Consider the following 21,632-nt stretch of genomic DNA (forward strand, 5'->3'; position numbering starts at 1 on the left):
GTGGGGGAGCGGCCCACGCCACTCGGCCGACCCGCGAGACACGACGGGTCACGGAGGCCGAGACACAGCGAGGGCCGCTCCCCCACCGGGGAGCGGCCCTCGCTGTGTCTCCACGGCCTGGACCGGATGCCGCTCGGGGCGTCCTGTCGTATGCCGTGTGCTGACCTGAGGTGATCTCGCTCAGTGACCGTGGCCGTGGCCGTGGCCGCCCGCGGCCGGCTCCTCGTCCTCGGGCTTGTCGACGACGAGTGTGTCGGTCGACAGGATCATCGAGGCAATCGACTCGGCGTTGCGCAGCGCGGAACGGGTCACCTTGACCGGGTCGATGACGCCGGCGGCGATCAGGTCGCCGTACTCGCCCGTGGCCGCGTTGAGGCCCTGGCCCAGCCCGAGCTCGGCCACCTTCGAGGTGACGACGTAGCCCTGCAGGCCGGCGTTCTCGGCGATCCAGCGCAGCGGCTCAGCGAGGGCCTTGCGCACGATGGTCGCGCCCGTGGCCTCGTCACCGGTGAGCTCGAGGGTGTCGATCGCGGACGCCGCGTGGATGAGGGCGGTGCCGCCACCGGCGACGATGCCCTCCTCGATCGCGGCACGCGTCGCGGAGATGGCGTCCTCGATGCGGTGCTTCTTCTCCTTGAGCTCGACCTCGGTGTGCGCGCCGACCTTGATGACGCAGACGCCGCCGGCGAGCTTGGCGAGGCGCTCCTGGAGCTTCTCGCGGTCCCAGTCGGAGTCGGTGCGCTCGATCTCGGCCTTGATCTGGTGGACGCGGCCGGAGACCTCGCCCTCCTCGCCGTTGCCGTCGATGATCGTCGTGTTGTCCTTGGTGAGGACGACGCGGCGGGCCTGGCCGAGGACGGTCAGGTCGGCCTGGTCGAGGCTGAGCCCGACCTCGGGCGCGATGACCTGGCCACCGGTGAGGATGGCGATGTCCTGGAGCATGGCCTTGCGGCGGTCGCCGAAGCCGGGCGCCTTGACGGCGGCGACGTTGAAGGTGCCACGGATCTTGTTGACGACCAGGGTCGAGAGAGCCTCGCCGTCGACGTCCTCGGCGATGATGAGCAGCGGCTTGCCCGACTGCACGACCTTCTCGAGGATCGGGAGCACCTCGGCGACCGAGGAGATCTTGCCCTGGTTGATGAGGATGTAGGCGTCCTCGAGGACGGTCTCCATGCGCTCGGTGTCGGTGACGAAGTAGGCCGAGAGGTAGCCCTTGTCGAACTGCATCCCCTCGGTGAACTCGAGCTCGGTCGCCGTCGTCGAGGACTCCTCGACGGTGATGACGCCGTCCTTGCCGACCTTGTCGAACGCCTCGCCGATGAGACCACCGAGGGTGGTGTCCTGGGCGGAGAGCGTGGCGACCGAGGCGATCTCGTCCTTGCCGTCGACCTCGCGAGCGTTCTCGAGGAGGCGGTCGTTGACGGCCGTGACGGCCTTGTCCATGCCCCGCTTGAGCGCGGCCGGGGCGGCGCCCGCGGCAACGTTGCGCAGGCCCTCCTTGACCATGGCCTGGGCGAGGACGGTCGCGGTCGTCGTGCCGTCACCGGCGACGTCGTTGGTCTTGGTGGCGACCTCCTTGGCGAGCTGTGCGCCGAGGTTCTCGTAGGCGTCCTCGAGCTCGATCTCGCGGGCGATGGTGACGCCGTCGTTCGTGATCGTCGGGGCGCCCCACTTCTTGTCGATGACGACGTTGCGACCCTTCGGGCCGAGCGTCACCTTGACGGCGTTGGCGAGCGCGTCGACGCCGCGCTCCAGCGACTTGCGGGCGGAGTCGTTGAACTCCAGCTTCTTGGCCATGGTGTTCCTTTTGGCTCGTGATGCGATGCGGTACGGGGGATCTGGTGGAACGAGACGCACCCCGGGGAGACCCCGACGGGGCTCACCGGGGTGCGTTCACGGCATACGGCTGGGTCAGCCGACGATGGCGAGGACGTCGCGCGCGGAGAGGATGAGGTACTCCTCGCCGCCGTACTTGACCTCGGTGCCGCCGTACTTGCTGTAGATGACCTTGTCGCCGACCTGGACGTCGAGCGGGACGCGCTCGGTGCCGTTGTCGTTGAAGCGGCCGGGGCCGACGGCGAGGACCTCGCCCTCCTGGGGCTTCTCCTTGGCCGTGTCCGGGATGACGAGGCCGGAAGCGGTGGTCTGCTCGGCCTCGAGGGACTTGACGACGATGCGGTCTTCGAGCGGCTTGATGGAAACCGACACGGTGGTGACCTTCCCTTCGGGACAGTCGGAAACTGACTACGGACTGTGGGCTCTTCGAGGCTGGCCGCCGTCGCGGGGGTCGACCTCCCTCGAGGAGGGCGCTGGCACTTTCAGGTCGAGAGTGCCAACAAGATGAAATCTAGGTATGCCGTTAGCACTCGGTCAAGTCGAGTGCCAATGCTCGGGAGCTCACGGACCCGGCGGCCCTGCGCCCGCGAGTGCTCCGAACACTGCCCGCACGCCTCCTTCCGGCCGGCCCCGCCCCCTCGACGGGGGGCCTGCGAGGATGGCGGGATGGACGCCGCCATGGTCGATCGCCTCGCCGCGGGTGAGGGCTGGGCGCTGCTCCAGTCGCTGCCGCCCTACGACGAGGGCACGTCCTTGCACCTGCAGGGTCGGCTGCGTGAGGCCGGCTTCGCCGCGGACCTCGTCGCCGCGGCGATGACCCAGTCGCGGCTGCGCTCCCGGGGCGCCGAGAAGTTCGGCGACTTCGCGGCAGGGATGCTCTTCACCTCCGACGGGCTGGAGCAGTCGACCCGCCTCGCAATTGCCGCCCGGCACGCGCACCGGTATGCCGCCGCCGGCGTCCGGGACGTCTACGACCTCGGCTGCGGGCTGGGCGCCGACGCGATGGCCTTCGCAGGACTCGAGCTCAACGTCCACGCCGTCGACGCCGATGACACCACCGCCCGCGTCGCCGCCGTCAACCTCCGCCACTGGCCGTCAGCGCGGGTGACCCACGGACTCGCCGAGGACGTGAGCATCCCCCAGGGCGACGGGCGCCGGCACCTCGGCCTGTGGCTGGACCCGGCCCGCCGAATCACCGGGGTGGCGGACGCCAAGGGGCGCACCAAGCGCGTCTTCTCCCTCGACGCCATCTCGCCGTCGTGGTCGCAGGTGCTCGACTTCGCCGAGCAGGTGCCGGCGACCGGGGCGAAGCTCTCCCCCGCGTTTCCCCACGGTCGGGTGCCGGGCGGCGCAGAGGCGCAGTGGACTTCGTGGCACGGCGAGGTGCTCGAGTGCGCGGTCTGGTGGGGGCCCCTCGTCGCGACGGCGGGGCGCACCGCGGCCGTCTGCAGCGAGACCTCGACGGCCGTCGTCACGGAGGCGGACGCCGCCGAGGGCAGCGCGCGTCCCGCGCTCATGTCGGTCAACGACATCGGCGAGTGGCTCCACGAGCCGGACCGGGCCGTCATCCGCGCCGGCCTCACGGGCGCGCTGGTCGCGGCGGTCGACGGCGCCGAGCTCGCGACCGGAGTCGGCTACGTGTCGAGCAGCAGCGCCCTCGAGCTGCCCTGGGCCCGCCGCTTCCGGGTCGTCGAGGCGATGCCCCTGTCGACGAAGCGCCTCGCACGCTGGCTGCGCGACCACGGACACGACCGCGTCACGGTCAAGAAGCGCGGCGTCACCATCGACGCCGACGCGCTGCGCCGGCAGCTGAAGATGACCGGACGCGGCAAGGGCGGCTCGGGGGCCACCCTGGTGCTGACGCGGGTCGGCGGCAGCCAGGTCGCGCTCGTCGTGACGCCGGCCTGACCCATCCGACGCCTGCCTGACGCGCGGGACCTGCCGCATGATCTGCCGTCTGGTGGGGTGATCACCCCATCGGATGCAGGACCACCCGCAGATCGTCGAGGAAGGGGCGACGTCAGTCGCGCGGCCGCTCGGCACGAGCCACCACGCCCACAGGTGCAGGGGGCGTCAGAGGGCCGCGTCCGGCTGGGCGCCGACCCAGCGCACGGCGGCCGCACCCGCTGCGTTCGCCGCCTCGAGGGCAGCCTGCCGGTCGGCCCCGGCGGCCAGCGCGGCCGCCAGGGCACCACAGAACGCGTCCCCGGCGCCGACGGTGTCACCGAGGTCGCTCGAAGCCACGGGTATGCCATCGACCCCGTCGGTCCCCCACCGCGCGCCCGCAGCCCCGAAGGTCACGAGCAGCGACTGCGGCATCAGGTCGGAGTCCGCGAGCGCCCGCATCTCCGACTCGTTGACCACGACGGGGTCGGCGAGCGCGATGACGTCGGGCGGCAGGGCGGCATACGGCGCGAGGTTGAGGACGACGCGGGCACCGGCCGCATGCGCGGCCCTCGCGGCGTCGGCCACCGTGTCGAGGTGCGCCTCGAGCGAGCAGAGCAGCACGTCACCGGGGCCCAGGCGGCTCGCCTCGGCCGCGAGGGACGGGTCCGCCTCGCCGTTGGCGCCCGCGATGACGATGATGGAGTTCTCGCCCTGCTGGTCGACGGTGATGAGGGCGGTGCCCGTGGGCGCGGACGGGCTGGTCGAGACGGGCGAGGCGTCGATCCCGAGCCCGGCCAGGCGCTCGAGGTATACGGCGCCGGCCTCGTCGGCGCCCACCCGCGCAAGCATCTGCACGTGGCTCACCCCCGCCCTCGCCGCGGCAACAGCCTGGTTGCCACCCTTGCCTCCGGCGAAACGGCCGCCGGCCTCGCCCAGCACCGTCTCGCCCGGCGCCGGGTGGCGCTCCACAAGAGTGACGACGTCGACGTTGAGCGAGCCGAGCACGGCCACGCGTCCCATCAGGGCGCCCCGACCCGGCCGAGCAGGGTGTCGGCCCAGAGCTTGGAGTAGCGCGGCCCGTCGACGGCCAGCGCCACGTCGATGCGGACCGGAGCCTCGCCGTGCGGGTCGTGCGCCATGTCGCCGCTCCAGTCACGGCGGTCGACGATGGTGCGCCCACGCGACCACGTGCCGGCGAGCTCCACCCGGATGGGAAGGGTCTCCGTCGTCAGGGCCGCCCGGTCGAGGACGGCGCACACGGCTCCTGCGTCGCCGATCGTCGACGCCTCGCGGCCGAAGCGGGCGTTCTGGAAGTCGAGCAGCCGCCCGCCGAGCTCGGCGGCACCCCGCCCGCCGACGCCGACGAGCTCGCGCACGACGTCGGCCCCGATGACCGGCTCGTAGAAGACGTCGAGGCCGTACATCGTGACCGGGATCCCCAGGTCGGCGGCGGCATCGAGGGCGATCGCGGCCGCCTCGGGGTCGTGGAAGACGTTGAACTCTGCCGAGGCCGTGGCGTTGCCCACATTCGCGGCGCCGCCCATGAAGACGATCTCCGAGATGCCTTGTGCCGCATCGGGATACGTGCGCAGCAGGAGCGCGATGTTCGTCAACGGCGCGAGGGGCAGGAGCGTGACCGGGCGGTCGGCGGCGGCCGCCTCACGGCATACGTCCCGAAGCAGCTCGACCGCGTGCCTCGGGTCCGGACGGGTCGCGGCGGGGCCCCAGCCGAGGTCGCCCATGCCGTCGTCGCCGTGCACGTGCCGTGCGTCGACGGGGCTCTCGAGCAGGGGCCGCTCGGCGCCGCGCGCAACCGGGACGTCCGCGCGACCGGCGGTCTCGAGCACCAGCAGCGTGTTGCGCACGACGTCGTCGACGGGGGCGTTGCCGCCGACGCACGACACCGCACGCAGCTCGAGGGCGGGGTGCAGGGCGGCGAGGAGCAGGGCGCAGGCGTCGTCGACTCCGGTGTCGACGTCGAGCACGACGGGGATGGGTTCGGTCGTCACAGCGGCAAGGTACCGGTTCGGCGGCGGGAGCACCGGACCACGTGGTCCCCGGCACGGGGCGATACCCTCGGGCGATGCGCCGTAGCCCTCGCCGACTCCGCCGCCCCTTGACGCTCCGGTCGGTCGTGATGGTCGCCGCGGTGACCTCGCTCGCAGCCGGGTGCACGTCGGCACCCGCCCCCACCGGCCCGACCGCTGCCGGCAGCTCCACGGCGCCCTCGGTGCCGGCCTCCTCGGTCCCGACGTCTCCCCCGACGACCGCGCAGACCGGCCCCGCGACCAGCTCCTCGACGACGGGCACTCGATCCGCGACCACAGGACCAACGAGCAGCCAGCCCGCCACCCCGTCGTCGTGCGCCCCGTCCATCGTCGCCGGGATGGACGACGACGAACGCGCCGGCCAGCTGCTCATGGTCGGCCTCGACAGCGGCGCCGGCCGCACGAGTCTCGACGGGCTCGTGGCCCGCCGCCACCTCGGTGGCGTCATCCTGCTCGGCGGTTGGGACCGTGGCGTCCAGGGTGTCCGCACGACGACCCGCCACCTCGCGGGGCTCGCCTCCAAGCGGGACACCGCCGGCCTCGGACTCCTGCTCGCAGCCGACCAGGAGGGGGGCGCCGTGCAGCAGCTGCGCGGCGACGGCTTCAGTCGTATGCCGTCCGCGCGAGTCCAGGGCCAGGGCTCGCCCAGCGGCCTCACCACCGACGCGACCAGCTGGGCCAGCCAGCTGCGTACAGCCGGCATCAACGTCAATCTCGCGCCCGTCGCCGACACCGTCCCGACCTCGATCGGCAGCGCCAACGCGCCCATCGGGCAGTACGGCCGCCAGTTCTCGAGCAACCCCGAGCGGGTGTCGCGCATGGTCGGAGCGTTCCTCGCCGGCATGCGCGCCGGAGGCGTCGCTTCGACGGTCAAGCACTTCCCCGGCCTCGGCCGGATCACCGGCAACACCGACGTGACCGCACGCGGCATCACCGACAGCACAACGACGGTTGACGACCCCTTCCTCGAGCCGTTCCGCACCGGCATCCAGGACGGTGTCGAGCTCGTCATGGTCGGCTCGGCGATCTACAGCCGCATCGACCCCGGGACTAATGCCGTCTTCTCGAAGCCCATCGTCACCGACCTGCTGCGCGACCGGCTCTCGTACGACGGCGTCGTCATCACCGACGACGTGGGCGCCGCCAAGGCCGTCGCCGCAGTGCCGGTCGGCCAGCGCGCCACTCGCTTCATCGAGGCCGGGGGCGACATCACCCTGACCGCCCGGCCGGCAACCGTCCCCACCATGCACGACGCCATCACCAAGAAGATGAACGCCAGCCCTCCCTTCGCCAAGCTGGTCCAGACAGCCGCCACCCGAGTCGTCGACCTCAAGCTGAGAATGGGCCTGGCCCACTGCCCCTGAGACACGCCACAGCTGCGGCCAGGAAGGAGGGCGCGCGGCCCAGAGGAGGGCGCGCGGCGGAGCGAGCGGCATCGGAGGCGGCCAGCTGCCGCTGGAAGGTGACGTGCCGACATGCGGCCGCCGACGCTCCACGCCGCGAACGTCGCCGCGGGCCCGACGAACCCGGCCGAAACGCTACGCCTGAACCAGGGTGACCGGCATCGACGAGTCCGTCGGCAGCCCCAGGTCGCTCGGCTCGCGCCCCTTGGCCACCATCTGCGCCCCCAACGCCGCGACCATCGCCCCGTTGTCGGTGCACAGCCCGGGACGTGGGACACGCAGGGTGACGCCGGCCTTGTCGCAGCGCTCCTGCGCGAGCGCCCGCAGGCGTGAGTTGGCCGCGACCCCGCCGCCGATGAGCAGGTGGTCGACGTCGTGCTCCTTGCAGGCCAGCAGCGCCTTGCGGGTCAGCACGTCCACGACGGCCTCCTGGAAGCTGGCGGCGACGTCGGCTACCGGCACGCTCTCGCCGGCTCGCTGGCGCGTCTCGACCCACCGCGAGACGGCGGTCTTGAGCCCCGAGAACGAGAAGTCGAAGCGGTGCCGCTCCAGGTCCCGACCGGTCGTCAGCCCGCGCGGGAAGTCGATGGCGACCCGGTTGCCTTCTCGCGCAGCACGATCCACGTGCGGGCCGCCGGGGAACGGCAGGCCGAGGACCCGGGCGACCTTGTCGAAGGCCTCCCCCGCGGCGTCGTCCATCGTGGCGCCGAGCGAGCGCACGTCGTTGGTCACGTCCGGCACGAGCAGCAGCGAGGAGTGACCGCCGGAGACGAGCATCGCCATCGTCGGCTCGGGCAGTGGGCCGTGCTCGACGATGTCGACGGCGACGTGGGAGGCGAGATGGTTGACCCCGTAGATCGGCTTGCCGAGGGCGAGCGCCAGGGCCTTGGCGGAGGCGACCCCGACGAGCAGGGCACCGGCCAGCCCGGGGCCGGACGTCACCGAGATCGCGTCGAGATCGCGCAGCCGCACACCGGCCTCCCGGCAGGCGCGCTCGATGGTCGGCACCATCGCCTCGAGGTGGGCGCGGCTCGCGACCTCGGGCACGACGCCGCCGAAGCGGGCGTGCTCGTCGACGCTGCTCGCGACCGTGTCGACGAGCAGCGTCTGGCCCCGCACGATGCCGACGCCGGTCTCGTCGCAGGACGTCTCGATGCCGAGGACGAGGGGCTCGTCGCTCATGTGTCTCCCTTCGTGAGCAGGAGACGCATGACGAGCGCGTCGACGTCTCCCGGCTGGTAGTAGCGGCGGCGCACCGAGATGACCTCGAAGCCGGCCCGGTCGTAGAGCCTGCGAGCCGCGTCGTTGTCGGCCCGTACCTCGAGGAGCACCGCCTCGAGGCCCCGCAGCGACGCCCGGCGGACGAGCTCGGCGAGCAGCACCCGGCCGATGCCGCGGCCCTGGTGGCCGGGGACGGTGGCGACGGTCATGACGTCGGCCACGTCACCCGCGACGTCGAGACCGGCATACCCCAGCACGTCGGCGGCGACAGCGCCGGAGGCGACGGCGAGGACGTAGTCGCGGCGAGGTCGCCCGGCCAGCTCGGCCCACCACGTCGCCTCCGACCAGGCGTCGTCGGCGAAGAGCTGCTGCTCCAGCTCGGCGAGGTGGGCGAGGTCGGTCCACTCGAGGTCACGAAGTACCACCTGCCCGCCGAGGTGCATCTGCGGTTGCGCCACGGTCATCCGAGCGTCGACTTCGTGGAGGGCGGGGGCGGGGCGACGTCGGGCCGGCGCAGGTAGAGCGGCTCGAGCCCGTCGAAGCCGTGTCCGGCGTCCACCCACTGCAGCTCGCCGGCCCCGGCCGCCGCCGCGTCGCCCAGGCGACGGATGGCGAGGTCCGCGAGCGCTCCGCCGCTGACGTCGAGCGGCGGCACCGCGTGCGGCAGCGCCTCGGAATACAGTGACGGCCCACGACCCGCCGTCGGCAGTGCCCGCAGCTCGGCCGGCAGGTCGGCCGCCCGCACGACGGCGGGATCGGTGACGCGGTCGGCGCGCGCGTTCCCGAGGAGGTACGCGGCGGCATACACCTCCTTGCGGCGGGCATCCGTGGCGACGAGCAGGTCGCCGCGGTGGCCGGTCAGCCACGCCTCGTGCGCGATGGCGTCGAGGCTGGTGAGGCCGCGCACCGGCCGGCCCAGCGCGAAGGCGAAGGTGCGGCCGGTGACGATGCCGACGCGCAGTCCGGTGAACGGTCCCGGGCCGATGCCGACCACGACGTCGGTGACGTCGCCGGGCTCGGCGTCGACCGAGGCGAGCGCCTTGCGGATGCCGGGCGCCAGGTGCTCGGCATGCGCGCGGGCGTCGAGCGTGGTGACCTCGGCGACGACCGAGGTGCCGTCGTGGAGGCCGACGGTGATGGCGGTCGTCGAGGTGTCGATCGCGAGCAGGAGCACGTCGGTCAGGCTATCCGAGCGCCTGCGCGGTCCCCGAACCCGGCAGAGGCGGGGTATGCCGGGTGGCCGGGTCCGCCTCGCGGCTGGCGGGAGAAAGGGGCTGGGTCAGGCGGCCGGCGCGACCTCGTCGAGGACCTCGCACCAGCGGTCCCCCACGCCGACGAGGCGGGCGGTGCGTACGTCGTCTCCGGTGATCGTCAGCTCGAGACGCGACTCGCTCAGCTGCTCGACGAGCCCGGCGCCCCACTCGACGACGGTCACGCTCGCGTCGAGGTCGGCGTCGAGGTCGAGGTCGTCGAGCTCGAGGGCCGACCCCAGCCGGTAGGCGTCGACGTGGACGAGCGACGGACCCCCGACCAGTGAGGGGTGCACCCGCGCGATGACGAAGGTCGGCGAGGTGATGGGCCCGCGCACGGCCAGGCCCTCGGCGATGCCCTGGGTCAGGGTGGTCTTGCCCGCGCCGAGGTCGCCGGTCAGGACGAGCACGTCGCCGCCGCGCAGCAGCGTGCCGAGGCTGCGGCCGAACTCCTGGGTCTGCTCGGTGGTGGCCCAGCGGACCTCGCGCTGCACCGCGCTCATGCTCCCTGCCTGCGGGCCCGCTTGCCGCGACCAGAGCGCGCGAGCGCGGCGGCCTCCTTCTCGAGGCGTCGCAGCCGACGGTTCTTCGCGACGTCGGTGACGATGCGGCGCACGCGCGGCTGCTGGTCGACCTCGATCTGCTCGACGCGGGACCGGGCCGACTGGTCGACGAGCTGCACCAGGTGGGCGCCCAGCAGGTCGGGGTGCTCGAGCATGATGACGTGGCCGGCGTCGTTGACCACGATGTGCTCCGCACCGGGGATGCCCTCGACGATGAGCTCGCTGTGCGACGGCGGCGTCAGGATGTCGTCGCGGCCGTTGAAGACGAGAACGACGGCGTGCCGGAACTCTGTCAGCGCCGGCCGCTTGTCGAAGCCGTCGAAGGTCTGCAGGTAGTCGTTGACCACGTCGAGCGGGGTGCCGAGCAGCATGTCCGCGGTGTAGCGGACCACCGACCGCGGCACGGGCGAGGCGAAGGAGTTCTGCTCGACCAGGAAGTGCTCGAGGTCACGGGCCACGTGCCTGAAGCGGCTGAACAGCTCCGGCCGGTTGGCGAGGGAGCCCAGCACCCCGGGCCCCAGTCGCTCGAGCATGAGCCGCCCGAAGGTGGCGGTGCGGCCGCCGTTGGCGAGCATCAGGCCACCGGCACTGGTCGCGATGAACCCGGCACCCACCACCCGCTCGACGACGAACGCGGGCTGCTGCTCCCCGAGCGCCAGCATCGTCATGCCGCCCATGGAGTGGCCGACGAGGACGATGTCGCCCTCGGGCACGGTGTCGGCGAGCACCGCCTGGAGGTCCTGGCCGAGCCGGTCGATGGTGTAGCTGTCCTTCTCCCCCCGGCCCGAGCGGCCGTGGCCACGCTGGTCCCAGCTGACGACGCGGTAGCCCGCCTCCTTGAGGGCGCGCCGCTGGTAGACCCAGCAGCGCAGGCTGAGGCAGTAGCCGTGTGTCAGCACGACGGTGGGCAGCTCGTCGGGGCGGTCGTGACGCGTCGCCCCGGCGGCTGCGCGCCGGGCGTCCTCGGGTGCGGGCAGGTCGATCTCGACGTGCAGGGGGACGCCGTCGTCGGTGAGCACGACACGTTCCTCGTCGGGGGTGATGTCGAGCAGCTCGGGGGTCTCGAGCGCCGCCATCGCCGCGCGGTGCTTGCCGGCGCGGTCGGCGGCGATGCCGGCGGCGACACCTGCGGCGACGCCGAGGGTGGCGGCCGCGATGCCGAGGACGGGGTTGCGCCGCGGGCTCATGCGCGGCCCTCCGACTTGGCCAGGTCGGCCATGACGCCCACGTCCCTGACGTCGCTCACATCGCTGACGTCGCCGACGTACAGCCTCGGGACGCGCGCCCCGACCCGGGTGACGATCTCGTAGCTGATCGTGTCGGTGGCGTCGGCCCACTCCTGCGCGGTCGGCTCGCCGGCAGCGCCCCCGAAGAGGGTGACGACGTCGCCTGCCCGCGCCGGCGACCCAGGACCGAGGTCGACGACGAACTGGTCCATGCAGACACGCCCGGCGATGGTCGTGCGCCTGCCGTCGACGAGGAGCGGCCCGACGTTGGTGGCGTTGCGGGGCACCCCGTCCGCATAGCCGGCCGGGACGAGGCCGACCACGGTGTCCACCTCGGGGACGTAGGCGTGGCCGTAGCTGATGCCCTGGCCCGCCGGCAGTGCCTTGACCAGGGCGAGGCGGGCGCGCAGCGTCATGGCCGGTCGCAGCCCGAAGTCGTCGTCGACCTGCGGCACGGGGGTCAGGCCGTAGATCGCGATGCCGGGCCGCACGAGGTCGGCGTGGGCCGACGGGTGCACCAGGGTGGCGGCGGAGTTGGCCAGGTGGCGCACCTCCGGACGGAGGCCGGCCTGCTCGGCCTCGCCGACGGCCTCGAAGAAGCGCTCCTGCTGGCCAAGCACCGTCGGGTGCTCGGGCGAGTCGGCGTGCGCGAAGTGGGTCCAGATGCCGACGACCGTGATGGCGCCCTCGGCCTCGTGCCGCCGGGCGTGCCGCACCAGCGCGGTCCAGTCGGCACCGTAGGCACCACCCCGGCCCAGGCCCGTGTCGACCTTGAGGTGCACGCGGGCCGTGCGGCCCAGGGCGCTCGCGGCGGCGGCGATCTCGTCGAGCACCCAGAGCGCCGAGGCGGACAGGTCGATGTCACGCGAGATGGCGCCGCCGAAGTCGGAGCCCGGCACGCTCAGCCAGGTCAGCATCCGCGTCGTCACGCCGGCGTCGCGCAGGGCGAACGCCTCTGGGAACTGTGCGGCTCCCAGCCAGGTGGCGCCACCGCGAACCGCGGCGCGGGCCACGGGCAGCAGGCCGTGGCCGTAGGCGTCCGCCTTGACGACCGCCATGAGCTCCGACGAGGCCGCGCGGGCACGGAGGGTGCGCACGTTGGCCTCGATCGCGCCGAGGTCGACCTCGGCCCACAGGGGCAGGCCGTGGGTCTGCGGAGCGGTGGTCCGGTCCACGGAGGGTGTCGCCGTCCGCTCGGCGTCGGCAGCGTCGATCTGGCTCATCGGTGCAAGTCTCGCAGTTCGTCGAGGTGGTGCAGAAACGGGTCCGGGCAGGGCGCCCGCCGGCCGGCGCTCAGCCGGGCGCGGACCGTCCCCGGGCCAGCAGGTCGCGCACCGTCGGGCGTATGCCGTGTGCCACAGCCAGGGCCCGCAGCGGGCCGCCGCCGGACACGCGGTCGGCGGCCACGCCATGCACGAGGGCTCCGAGGGAGGCTGCATCGTGCGGTGGCAGGCCGGCTGCGAGGAGCGCCCCGATGACGCCCGAGAGCACGTCACCGGCGCCGGCCGTGGCGAGCCACGGCGGCGCGTCGGCCTGGGAGCGCACCGCCTCGCCGTCGGTGACGACCAGGGTGGTGGCGCCCTTGAGCAGCACCGTGGCCCCCGTCAGGGCCGCGAGACGCCGGGCGTGGCCCAGCGGGTCGGCCTTGACGTCGTCGGCGGTGACGTCGCGCTCGGCGTGGTCCCCACCGCTGGCGGGACCGATGGGGCGGCTCCTCGCGGCGTCCACGCTCGCGGCGGCGCCCGAACGGCTCGGATCTTCGTCATCGGTCCCGGATGACGGCCGTTGGAGGCGGGTGAGGAGCCGCGCGAGCTCGCCGGCGTGCGGCGTCAGCACCGTCGGCGCGCCACGCCGTTCGTCGACGAGCGCCAGGCCGCCGGCGTCGATCACCACCGGGAGGTCGTTCGCCAGCGCGCCGCGGGCCGCGTCGAGCTGGGTCCGGGCGAGATCGTCGCCGGCCTCGGTGTCGAGCCCGGGCCCGACGACCCAGGCCTGCACCCGTCCGTCGCCGACGACGGCCTCGGGCACGGCCTGGTGCACCAGGCCCACGGGGGTCGGCGTGCCGACGTAGCGAAGCATCCCGACCCCGGCCTCGGCTGCCGCTGTCGTGCAGAGCACCGCCGCCCCGGGGTAGCTCTCGCTGCCCGCAACGACGCCGAGGACCCCCCGGGAGTACTTGTCGTCACCGCGGCCCGGCACCGGCCACAGCTTTGAGACGTCGTCCCAGGTCAACCGCTCGACCGCGGCGGGCACGTCGTCGACGTCGATGCCGATGTCGACGACCGTCAGGCGGCCGGTCGCCGCCTCACCGGCCGGAAGCAGGTGCACGGGCTTGGGCGTGCCGAAGGTGACGGTCTCGTCGGCCCACACGGCGTCGTCCTCCCCCGACTCACCGGCGGGGTCGAGCCCGCTCGCGAGGTCGACGGCCAGCACCCACGCGTCGTCGTCGATGGCGTCGACCAGGTGCGCTGCCTCTGGGCGCAGGCCCGGACGCCCGCCGATGCCCACGATGCCGTCGAGGACGAGGTCCGCCTCGGCCACCACCTCGGCGGCGGACTCCGGGTCGTCGCTCGCGACGTGGACCGTGACCCCGGCCGACTCGGCAGCCTCGAGACCGGCGGCGTGCACGCCTGCGCGGCCCGAGGGCGGGACCAGGACCGCAGCACACGTGAAGCCCGACCCGGCGAGGTGTGCGACGGCATACAAGGTGTCCGCGCCGTTGTCCCCGGCCCCGACCAGACCGACCACGGTGGCGCCGTCGGCGTCGGCCAGGCGGGCAGAAGCGACCTCGGCGAGGCCGGCGGCGGCACGGGACATGAGCTCGCCCTCGGGCAGCTCCGCCATGGCCGCGGCCTCGGCGGCCCGGACCGCCTCCACGGAGTGTGCGCGAATCATCAGCCCTCCGCGATGACGACGGCCGACGCGACACCCGCGTCGTGTGACAGGGACAGGTGGAAGGAGTCGACGCCGAGGTCGTTGGCCCGCGCCAGCACGGTGCCCCCGATCTCCAGCGAGGGCCGGCCGTCGTCCTGCGACACGACCTGGGCGTCGGTCCAGTGCAGCCCGACGGGGGCACCGAGCGACTTCGCGAGCGCCTCCTTGGCGGCGAACCGAGCGGCGAGCGAGGCGATGCCGAGGTGGCGCTCCTCGACGGTGAAGAGCCGCTCGCGGAGCGCCGGCGTGCGCTCGAGGGTCGCCTCGAAACGCGCGATGTCGACGACGTCGATCCCGACCCCGACGATCACGTCACTCGACCGTGACCGACTTGGCGAGGTTGCGCGGCTGGTCGACGTCGAGGCCCTTGGCCGTCGACAGCCACAGCGCGAAGACCTGGAGCGGCACGACGGTCAGCAGCGGCGCCAGCAGCGGCGAGGTGGCCGGCACCCGGATGACCTCGTCGGCGAAGGGCTCGACCGACTCGTCTCCCTCCTCGGCGATGACGAGGGTGCGGGCGCCACGGGCCCGGATCTCCTGGATGTTGCTGACGACCTTGCCGTGCAGGCCGTGCTCGCTCGTCGGCGACGGCACCACGACGAAGACCGGCTGGCCCGGCTCGATCAGGGCGATGGGTCCGTGCTTGAGCTCACCCGCTGCGAAGCCCTCCGCGTGGATGTAGGCAAGCTCCTTGAGCTTGAGCGCGCCCTCCATGGCGATCGGGTAGCCGACGTGACGGCCGAGGAAGAGCACCGAGCGGGTGTCGGCCATGAAGCCGGCCACCTCCTTGACGCGGTCCATCTGTCCCAGCAGGGTCTCGATCTTCGCGGGGACGCCGGCGAGCTCCTTCATCACCGACTGCGCGTCGTCGGCGTACGAGCCGCCGCGCAGCTGCGCGAGGTAGAGGCCCAGGACGTAGCAGGCGGTGATCTGCGCGAGGAAGGCCTTGGTCGAGGCGACCGCGATCTCCGGTCCGGCGTGCGTGTAGAGCACGGCATCGGACTCGCGCGGGATCGTCGACCCGTGGGTGTTGCAGACCGAGAGCGTGATGGCGCCGAGGTCGTGGGCGTGCTTGACCGCCATCAGGGTGTCCATCGTCTCGCCGGACTGGCTGATGGAGACCACGAGGGTGCGGCCGTCGACGATCGGGTCGCAGTAGCGGAACTCGTGCGCGAGGGCGACCTCGACGGGGATGCGGGTCCAGTGCTCGATGGCGTACTTCGCGACCATGCCGGCATATGCGGCCGTGCCGCAGGCGACGATCGTGATCCGGTCGACGGACTTCAGCTGCTCCTCGGAGATGCTCATCTCGTCGAGGACGAGCCGGCCCTCCGCGTCGGTGCGCCCGAGGAGGGTGTCGGCGACCGCGTGCGGCTGGTCGTGGATCTCCTTCTCCATGAACGTCGTGTAGCCGCCCTTCTCGGCGGCCGCGGCATCCCAGGTGACCTCGTACGCCTTGCCCTCGGCGGGCGTGCCGTCGAAGTTGACGACCGTGGCACCGTCGGGGGTGATGGTGACGATCTGGTCCTGGGCCAGCTCGAGGGCGTGGCGGGTGTGGCCGATGAAGGCGGCGACGTCGGAGCCGAGGTAGTTGGCGTCGTCGCCGAGGCCCACGACGAGCGGGCTGTTGCGCCGCGCGCCGACGACCACCTCCGGCTGGTCGGCGTGGATCGCGAGGAGGGTGAAGGCGCCGTCCAGCTCGGCGACGACGGCACGCATCGCGGCCGTCAGGTCTAGCTCGCGGTCGTAGGCGGCGGCGAGCAGGTGGGCGACGACCTCGGTGTCGGTCTCACTCGTGAAGTCGACGCCGTCGGCCAGCAGGCCCGCCTTGAGGGCGTGGAAGTTCTCGATGATGCCGTTGTGGATGAGGGCGAGCTTGCCGTCCTGGCCGCCGCGGTGCGGGTGGGCGTTCTCGTCCGTCGGGCCGCCGTGCGTCGCCCACCGCGTGTGACCGATGCCCGTGGTGGACGTCGGCAGCGGTTCGGCCTCGAGCTCGGCCGTGAGGTTCGCGAGCTTGCCCGACTTCTTGCGGGTCTCGACGCGGTCACCGGCGACCAGGGCCACCCCGGCCGAGTCGTAGCCGCGGTACTCCAGACGGGCCAGGCCCTCCATGACGACGTCGAGTGCCGTACCGTCGTTCGACCGCCCGACGTATCCCACGATTCCACACATGGGGGCCAGCCTAGGGGACCCCGTGTGGGGCCGAGGCCACCCCAGGGCGCCGCGTCCGCAACAATGTCGCTCGTGTCGGAGCCATCCAGCGGTACCGGCGGGGACGGTTACGCCGGTGGCACCGGCGTGGCCGGCACCGCGATCCCGTCGCCCTACGTCGAGTTCGACCGGGTCGCGTGGTCGCGGCTGCGGGAGAACCACCCGCTCAACCTCGACGACGCCGACCTGGCGCGCCTGCGCGGGCTCGGCGACCGTGTCGACCTCAACGAGGTCGAGGAGGTCTACCTCCCCCTGTCCCGGCTGCTCAACTTCTACGTCGGGGCGACGCGTCAGCTGCACCAGGTGACGAGCGACTTCCTCGGCGAACGGCCCGCCAGGACGCCCTTCGTCATCGGCGTGGCGGGCTCCGTTGCCGTCGGCAAGTCGACGACCGCGCGCATCCTGCGCGAGATGCTCGCCCGCTGGCCGGACACGCCGCGGGTCGCGCTCGTGACGACCGACGGGTTCCTGCTGCCCAACGCGGAGCTCGAGCGCCGCGGGCTGCTGCAGCGCAAGGGCTTCCCGGAGTCCTACGACCGTCGGGCTCTGCTGCGCTTCGTCGCCGAGATCAAGTCGGGCCGGCCGGAGGTCACGGCCCCCGTCTACTCGCACCTCACCTACGACATCGTCCCCGGGGAGCGCATCGTCGTGCGCCAGCCGGACGTGCTCATCGTCGAGGGCCTGAACGTGCTGCAGGCTCCCGAGGTGCACCCGGTGCGCGGGTCAGGGCTGGCCGTCAGCGACTTCTTCGACTTCTCGGTCTACGTCGACGCGTGGGTCGACGACGTGCGCAAGTGGTACGTCGAGCGCTTCCTGCGCCTGCGCGAGACGGCGTTCTCCAACCCTGACTCCTACTTCCACCGGTATGCCGTGCTCTCCGACCAGGAGGCCGTGGCCACCGCGAACCGGATCTGGCGCGAGATCAACGGACCGAACCTCGTCGAGAACATCCTGCCGACTCGCTCACGGGCCAGCCTCGTGCTGTCGAAGGGCGACAACCACGAGGTCCGGCGGGTGCGCCTCCGCAAGATCTGATCGCGGGGGCGTCCCACGCACGTATGCCGTGGGGCGGGCTCCCTGAGGGCCCCCCACACGGCATACGGAAGCGGGCACGGCCCTTGCGGGCCGGTGGGGTCAGTACCAGTGCGGCGAACGGGCCTGCCACGTGGACCAGGCGTTGCACGGGTTGCCGTAGGACATCTTGATGTACCAGAGGCCCCACTTGATCTGGGTCAGCGGGTTGGTGCGGTAGTCCGCGCCGAACTGCGACATCTTGCTGGCCGGCAGCGACTGCGGGATGCCGTAGGCGCCGGAGCTCGGGTTCTCGGCGAACCAGCGCCAGTCGCTCTCTCCGGTCCAGAGGTTGACGAGGCAGTTGTACTGCGCGTCGCTCGTCCAGCCCTGGTCGGCCATGAGCACGCGAGCCGCCGACTTGGGGTCGCCCTTGGCGTTGGCGACGGCGTTCTGGCGCTCCTTGGCGAGCGCTGCCTGCTGTGCAGCCGCCCGGGCCTTCTCGGCCTGCTTGGCGGCTTCCTTCTTCTTCTGGACCTCGAGCTCCTTGGCGGAGCGCAGGCCGGTCGCGGCGATCGCGGTGCGACGCTCGTTGCGCGACACCGACGCCGCAGCGCGGTACGTCGTGTCGACGGTGGAGGCGCGAGCCAGCTCGTCGGTCTGGGCGACGACGCCGCTGCCCACGACGAACGCTGCTGCGTCGGTGCCGATCAGGTTGTTGGCCTTGGCGTAGGCCAGGCCTGAGGCGCCGAGGCCGAGCGCCAGGGCGCCGGCGAGGATCGGGCGCCCGAAGTGCCGCCTGCGATGCTGCCGCTGCTCCTTCAGGTGGCGGGTGCTGCGCCCGGAGGTCGAGTGGGTCGAGTGGGTCGAAGACGGGACGCAGAGCTCGTCGCGGCCCGCCGGCTCACCAGCGGACAGGGTGGTCTGTGCGGAGTCGGGGGCGCGGGCTGCGCCCCGGCTCGAGCTGGGACCGGTCGAGGGGGCCGGAGCGTTGCGGTGCCGGCCTTCATACCGTGCCATGAACAGACGTCACGCCTTCCTGGGTTCGGGGGCTGCGTCGGGTGCGGCGCAGGTGATGACCCGCGCCCGGCGACGACCGACGCGCAGTGCAAGATCCCGGAGCCGAACGAGCGCCACGTCAGGTGTCAGCGTTACCGTTCCGAGATCTGTCGAGGCCCAACGGTGCCATCCAAATGCTCACGGAGCAAGTCGGCGGCCGCGGAAGGACAGTCCGACAGGCGCCTTGGCCGTGACCCGGGGCACAGCCTCCCCGAGCTACGTGCTCGGGGAGGCGAGCGAGGGTTGTGACCCACGTCACACCTCGAGGCCCTCCAACATGTCAGTGACGAGCGCAGCGATCGGGCTGCGCTCGCTCCGCGTGAGGGTCACGTGGGCGAAGAGCGGGTGCCCCTTCAGCTTCTCGATGACGGCCGCCACCCCGTCGTGCCGCCCGACCCGAAGGTTGTCGCGCTGGGCGACGTCGTGGGTCAGCACCACCTTGGAGTTCTGGCCGATGCGGCTCAGCACCGTGAGCAGCACGTTGCGCTCGAGGGACTGGGCCTCGTCGACGATGACGAAGGCGTCGTGCAGCGAGCGGCCGCGGATGTGGGTGAGCGGCAGGACCTCGAGCAGGCCCCGGTCCATGACCTCCTCCACGACCTCCGTGGACACCAGGGCGCTCAGGGTGTCGAAGACCGCCTGCCCCCAAGGGTTCATCTTCTCCGCCTCGGTACCCGGTAGGTAGCCGAGCTCCTGCCCACCGACGGCAAAGAGTGGACGGAAGACGAGGACCTTGCGCTGGATGCGGCGCTCCATCACCGACTCGAGGCCGGCGCACAGCGCGAGGGCGGACTTGCCGGTGCCGGCCCGGCCACCGAGGCTGACGATGCCGACGTCGGGGTCGAGGAGCAGGTCGAGCGCGATGCGCTGCTCGGCGCTGCGACCGTGCAGGCCGAACGCGTCGCGGTCGCCCCGGACGAGGCGGATCTGCTTGTCGGCCCCGACGCGCCCCAGACCGCTTCCCCGCGGCGAGAGCAGCACGAGGCCGGTGTGGCACGGCAGCTCCGCCGCACCGGCGTGCTCGATGCGACCGTGGTCGTAGAGCTGGTCGAGCTCGTCGGTGGTGACCTCGAGCTCGCGCAGGCCGGTCCACCCGGTGTCGACGCCCTGCTCGTGGCGGTACTCCTCCGCCTCCAGGCCGCAGGCCGACGCCTTGACGCGCATCGGCAGGTCCTTGGACACGACCGTCACGTCGCAGCCCTCGTTGGCGAGGTTGCGGGCGACCGCGAGGATCCGCGTGTCGTTGTCGCCGAGCCGGAAGCCCGCCGGCAGCGAGCTGGGGTCGGTGTGGTTGAGCTCGACCCGCAGCGTGCCGCCGTCGGAGCCCACGGCCACCGGCTTGTCGAGGCGTCCCTCGCTGATGCGCAGGTCGTCGAGCAGCCGCAGCGCCTGGCGGGCGAAGTAGCCGAGCTCCGGGTGGTGGCGCTTACCCTCGAGCTCGGTGACGACGACGACGGGCAGGACCACCTCGTGCTCGGCGAAGCGCAGCATCGCCCGCGGGTCGGACAGCAGTACCGAGGTGTCGAGCACGTACGTCTTGTGCCCGGGCTCGCGCTCGCGTGCCGCGGTGCGCGTGCCGGCGCGAGTGGTGGTGGCGCGTGCGGAGTCCGCGGCCGGCCTGGTGGTCGTGCTGGCGGGGTCCGACGTGACCTGACGAGTCGTACGTGCCATGTGCCACTCCCTCTGCGGCGCGCGCTGCGCGCCTAGTCGCTCCCGAGATGCCGGGCGTCCACCAGAGGGTGGCGTGGTGCCCGGCCCTCCGTCCTGAGCGATCGCTCCATGGGTGGGCCTCCTGGCAACGTCCGACGGGTGTCGGCCGTTGGGACGACGGTACGACCCGGGACCGACAACCAGGCGGATTGCGTGTGCGCGTGATGGCGTGTCGCGTCGGCAGAGGGCTGCGACGGGTCGTCGAACGAGGCGTACGGCGGCGGGTCGGCCATCACGCCCAGGGAGAGCGGCCCATGACCCGGACGTACTCGCGCTTCCAGCGCCAGCGCACGAACGCGATCGCCATCCCGATGACGCCGAGGCCACCGAAGATCGCCAGGATCAGGTAGGCAACTCCCATCGCACCCTCGGCGCCTTGGTCGGCGCCCTTCTTGACCATGAGGAAGAAGATGACGCCGACCACGGTGAAGGCGAGGAAGAAGAGGCCCATCACGATGGGCTCACGGATCTTGAGGGTGAGCAGCCCACGGTCCTGGCTGACGTAGGAGAACGGCTCCTTCGGCGGCGTGGCGCCGGTCAGGCCGGCCGATCCTGCAGGTTCGGCCGGGCCAGTCGGGCGTGGCGCCGGGGTGCTCATGCGTCCACCGCCTCGGCGTAGAGGGCCGTCACCGCATTGTGCAGTCCGTCGGCGTCGACGACCCCGCCGGTCCCGGTCCCCGGACCGGCGACGTCGGTCAGGGCCTCGAAACCGTTGCCGGAGCGGCGGATCGCGAGGTTGCTGCTGCCCTCGAGCGTCTGGACCTCGAGGAAGACCCCTGCCGCGGGGTCGGCGGCGAACCGCTCACGCACGAGACCCGTGACGAGGGCGCCGGTGCCACCGTCGCGCTCCCCGAGGCGGATGAACCACGACGCGAGCTGGCGCGGCTGCATGAGCGCGATGACAGTGTCGGACTCGACCAGGACGGCGAAGTCGGCCTGGCTGACGTCCTCCCCCACGAGCCCGATGCGGGTCCACCGCGTGGCAGCGCCAACGGCATACTCGACGAGGGCGGCGTTGGAGCGCGTCTGCCCCACGCCTTCCTCGTCGAGTGTCAGCCACCCACGAGCCGCCAGGCTCGACGCGCCGGCGAGCAGGGCCGCCTCGGCCGCCGAGCGTGGGTCGAGCATGAGCAGGCGGCGCGAGCGCTCTCCCGCGGGCGTCTCGTGGCGTGACATCAGGTAGGCGAGCTCGGCCGCGCCGAGGCCGAAGACCTCGTCGGGCGTCTCGAAGCCGGCCAGCGGTGTGCCCTTCATCGGGTCAGCCATGGTTCTC

Annotated in this window: 20 protein-coding genes; 3 read left to right on the top strand and 17 right to left on the bottom strand. The window is 72.5% G+C overall.

The window, feature by feature from the left end:
* Window positions 1–180: 180 nt before the first annotated feature.
* On the bottom strand, window positions 181–1,797 hold the full coding sequence (gene groL, locus AC3WRT_RS11830; protein ID WP_492722100.1) for a chaperonin GroEL: 1,617 nt from the start codon (window positions 1,795–1,797) through the stop codon (window positions 181–183).
* A gap of 114 nt (window positions 1,798–1,911) precedes the next feature.
* Window positions 1,912–2,208 (bottom strand): co-chaperone GroES, encoded by a 297-nt coding sequence (groES, locus tag AC3WRT_RS11835; RefSeq protein WP_492722101.1) that lies wholly within the window; start codon window positions 2,206–2,208, stop codon window positions 1,912–1,914.
* Window positions 2,209–2,502: 294 nt separating this feature from the next.
* Between groES and AC3WRT_RS11840 the strand changes: the two genes are divergently transcribed.
* The gene (locus AC3WRT_RS11840) at window positions 2,503–3,744 is read left to right on the top strand and encodes a class I SAM-dependent methyltransferase (RefSeq protein WP_492722102.1); all 1,242 of its coding nucleotides are present in this window, start codon (window positions 2,503–2,505) and stop codon (window positions 3,742–3,744) included.
* Between the two features lie 165 nt (window positions 3,745–3,909).
* Here the strand turns inward: AC3WRT_RS11840 and AC3WRT_RS11845 are convergent, their stop codons facing one another.
* Window positions 3,910–4,743, bottom strand: coding sequence for a PfkB family carbohydrate kinase (locus AC3WRT_RS11845; protein WP_492722103.1), 834 nt, complete (start codon window positions 4,741–4,743; stop codon window positions 3,910–3,912).
* Window positions 4,743–5,732 (bottom strand): nucleoside hydrolase, encoded by a 990-nt coding sequence (locus AC3WRT_RS11850; protein WP_492722104.1) that lies wholly within the window; start codon window positions 5,730–5,732, stop codon window positions 4,743–4,745. Before AC3WRT_RS11850 ends, AC3WRT_RS11845 begins: the two co-directional genes overlap by 1 nt.
* A 377-nt stretch (window positions 5,733–6,109) precedes the next feature.
* Between AC3WRT_RS11850 and AC3WRT_RS11855 the strand changes: the two genes are divergently transcribed.
* On the top strand, window positions 6,110–7,135 hold the full coding sequence (locus tag AC3WRT_RS11855; protein ID WP_492722106.1) for a glycoside hydrolase family 3 N-terminal domain-containing protein: 1,026 nt from the start codon (window positions 6,110–6,112) through the stop codon (window positions 7,133–7,135).
* Window positions 7,136–7,309: 174 nt separating this feature from the next.
* Here AC3WRT_RS11855 and tsaD read toward each other — a convergent pair whose 3' ends face one another.
* From tsaD to glmS, 9 genes are all read right to left on the bottom strand, one after another.
* Window positions 7,310–8,356, bottom strand: coding sequence for a tRNA (adenosine(37)-N6)-threonylcarbamoyltransferase complex transferase subunit TsaD (gene tsaD / locus AC3WRT_RS11860; protein WP_492722107.1), 1,047 nt, complete (start codon window positions 8,354–8,356; stop codon window positions 7,310–7,312).
* Entirely contained in the window at window positions 8,353–8,859 is a 507-nt protein-coding gene (gene rimI / locus AC3WRT_RS11865; protein WP_492722108.1) for a ribosomal protein S18-alanine N-acetyltransferase, read from the bottom strand. The genes tsaD and rimI overlap by 4 nt, the downstream gene beginning before the upstream one ends.
* Complete coding sequence (tsaB, locus tag AC3WRT_RS11870; RefSeq protein WP_492722109.1) at window positions 8,856–9,569, bottom strand: tRNA (adenosine(37)-N6)-threonylcarbamoyltransferase complex dimerization subunit type 1 TsaB; 714 nt, start codon at window positions 9,567–9,569, stop codon at window positions 8,856–8,858. Before tsaB ends, rimI begins: the two co-directional genes overlap by 4 nt.
* Before the next feature lie 105 nt (window positions 9,570–9,674).
* Window positions 9,675–10,148, bottom strand: a complete 474-nt coding sequence (tsaE, locus tag AC3WRT_RS11875; protein WP_492722111.1) for a tRNA (adenosine(37)-N6)-threonylcarbamoyltransferase complex ATPase subunit type 1 TsaE — start codon at window positions 10,146–10,148, stop codon at window positions 9,675–9,677.
* Window positions 10,145–11,395 carry an alpha/beta fold hydrolase gene (locus AC3WRT_RS11880; RefSeq protein ID WP_492722112.1) on the bottom strand — a complete coding sequence of 417 codons (1,251 nt, stop codon included), beginning with the start codon at window positions 11,393–11,395 and terminating at the stop codon, window positions 10,145–10,147. Before AC3WRT_RS11880 ends, tsaE begins: the two co-directional genes overlap by 4 nt.
* Complete coding sequence (gene alr / locus AC3WRT_RS11885; protein WP_492722114.1) at window positions 11,392–12,657, bottom strand: alanine racemase; 1,266 nt, start codon at window positions 12,655–12,657, stop codon at window positions 11,392–11,394. The genes AC3WRT_RS11880 and alr overlap by 4 nt, the downstream gene beginning before the upstream one ends.
* A 70-nt stretch (window positions 12,658–12,727) precedes the next feature.
* Window positions 12,728–14,329 (bottom strand): bifunctional ADP-dependent NAD(P)H-hydrate dehydratase/NAD(P)H-hydrate epimerase, encoded by a 1,602-nt coding sequence (locus tag AC3WRT_RS11890; protein ID WP_492722116.1) that lies wholly within the window; start codon window positions 14,327–14,329, stop codon window positions 12,728–12,730.
* Window positions 14,329–14,679 (bottom strand): holo-ACP synthase, encoded by a 351-nt coding sequence (locus AC3WRT_RS11895; protein ID WP_492722117.1) that lies wholly within the window; start codon window positions 14,677–14,679, stop codon window positions 14,329–14,331. Before AC3WRT_RS11895 ends, AC3WRT_RS11890 begins: the two co-directional genes overlap by 1 nt.
* Window position 14,680: 1 nt before the next feature.
* Window positions 14,681–16,540 carry a glutamine--fructose-6-phosphate transaminase (isomerizing) gene (gene glmS, locus AC3WRT_RS11900; RefSeq protein ID WP_492722119.1) on the bottom strand — a complete coding sequence of 620 codons (1,860 nt, stop codon included), beginning with the start codon at window positions 16,538–16,540 and terminating at the stop codon, window positions 14,681–14,683.
* A gap of 63 nt (window positions 16,541–16,603) precedes the next feature.
* On the opposite strand from glmS, the gene coaA reads away from it, so the two are divergent.
* Window positions 16,604–17,614, top strand: coding sequence for a type I pantothenate kinase (coaA, locus tag AC3WRT_RS11905; RefSeq protein WP_492722120.1), 1,011 nt, complete (start codon window positions 16,604–16,606; stop codon window positions 17,612–17,614).
* 99 nt (window positions 17,615–17,713) lie between these two features.
* Here the strand turns inward: coaA and AC3WRT_RS11910 are convergent, their stop codons facing one another.
* From AC3WRT_RS11910 to AC3WRT_RS11925, 4 genes are all read right to left on the bottom strand, one after another.
* Window positions 17,714–18,610: an aggregation-promoting factor C-terminal-like domain-containing protein gene (locus AC3WRT_RS11910; RefSeq protein WP_492722122.1), complete on the bottom strand. Its 897-nt coding sequence runs from the start codon at window positions 18,608–18,610 to the stop codon at window positions 17,714–17,716.
* Window positions 18,611–18,904: 294 nt separating this feature from the next.
* Window positions 18,905–20,140, bottom strand: a complete 1,236-nt coding sequence (phoH2, locus tag AC3WRT_RS11915; RefSeq protein WP_492722242.1) for an RNA 5'-3' helicase PhoH2 — start codon at window positions 20,138–20,140, stop codon at window positions 18,905–18,907.
* A gap of 451 nt (window positions 20,141–20,591) precedes the next feature.
* A complete protein-coding gene (locus AC3WRT_RS11920) occupies window positions 20,592–20,957 on the bottom strand; it encodes a hypothetical protein (protein WP_492722123.1) in 366 nt (121 codons plus the stop codon).
* Window positions 20,954–21,625, bottom strand: coding sequence for a hypothetical protein (locus AC3WRT_RS11925; protein ID WP_492722124.1), 672 nt, complete (start codon window positions 21,623–21,625; stop codon window positions 20,954–20,956). Before AC3WRT_RS11925 ends, AC3WRT_RS11920 begins: the two co-directional genes overlap by 4 nt.
* Between the last annotated feature and the right edge of the window lie 7 nt (window positions 21,626–21,632).

This window comes from Terrabacter sp. FW104-15G4B (assembly GCF_058790095.1).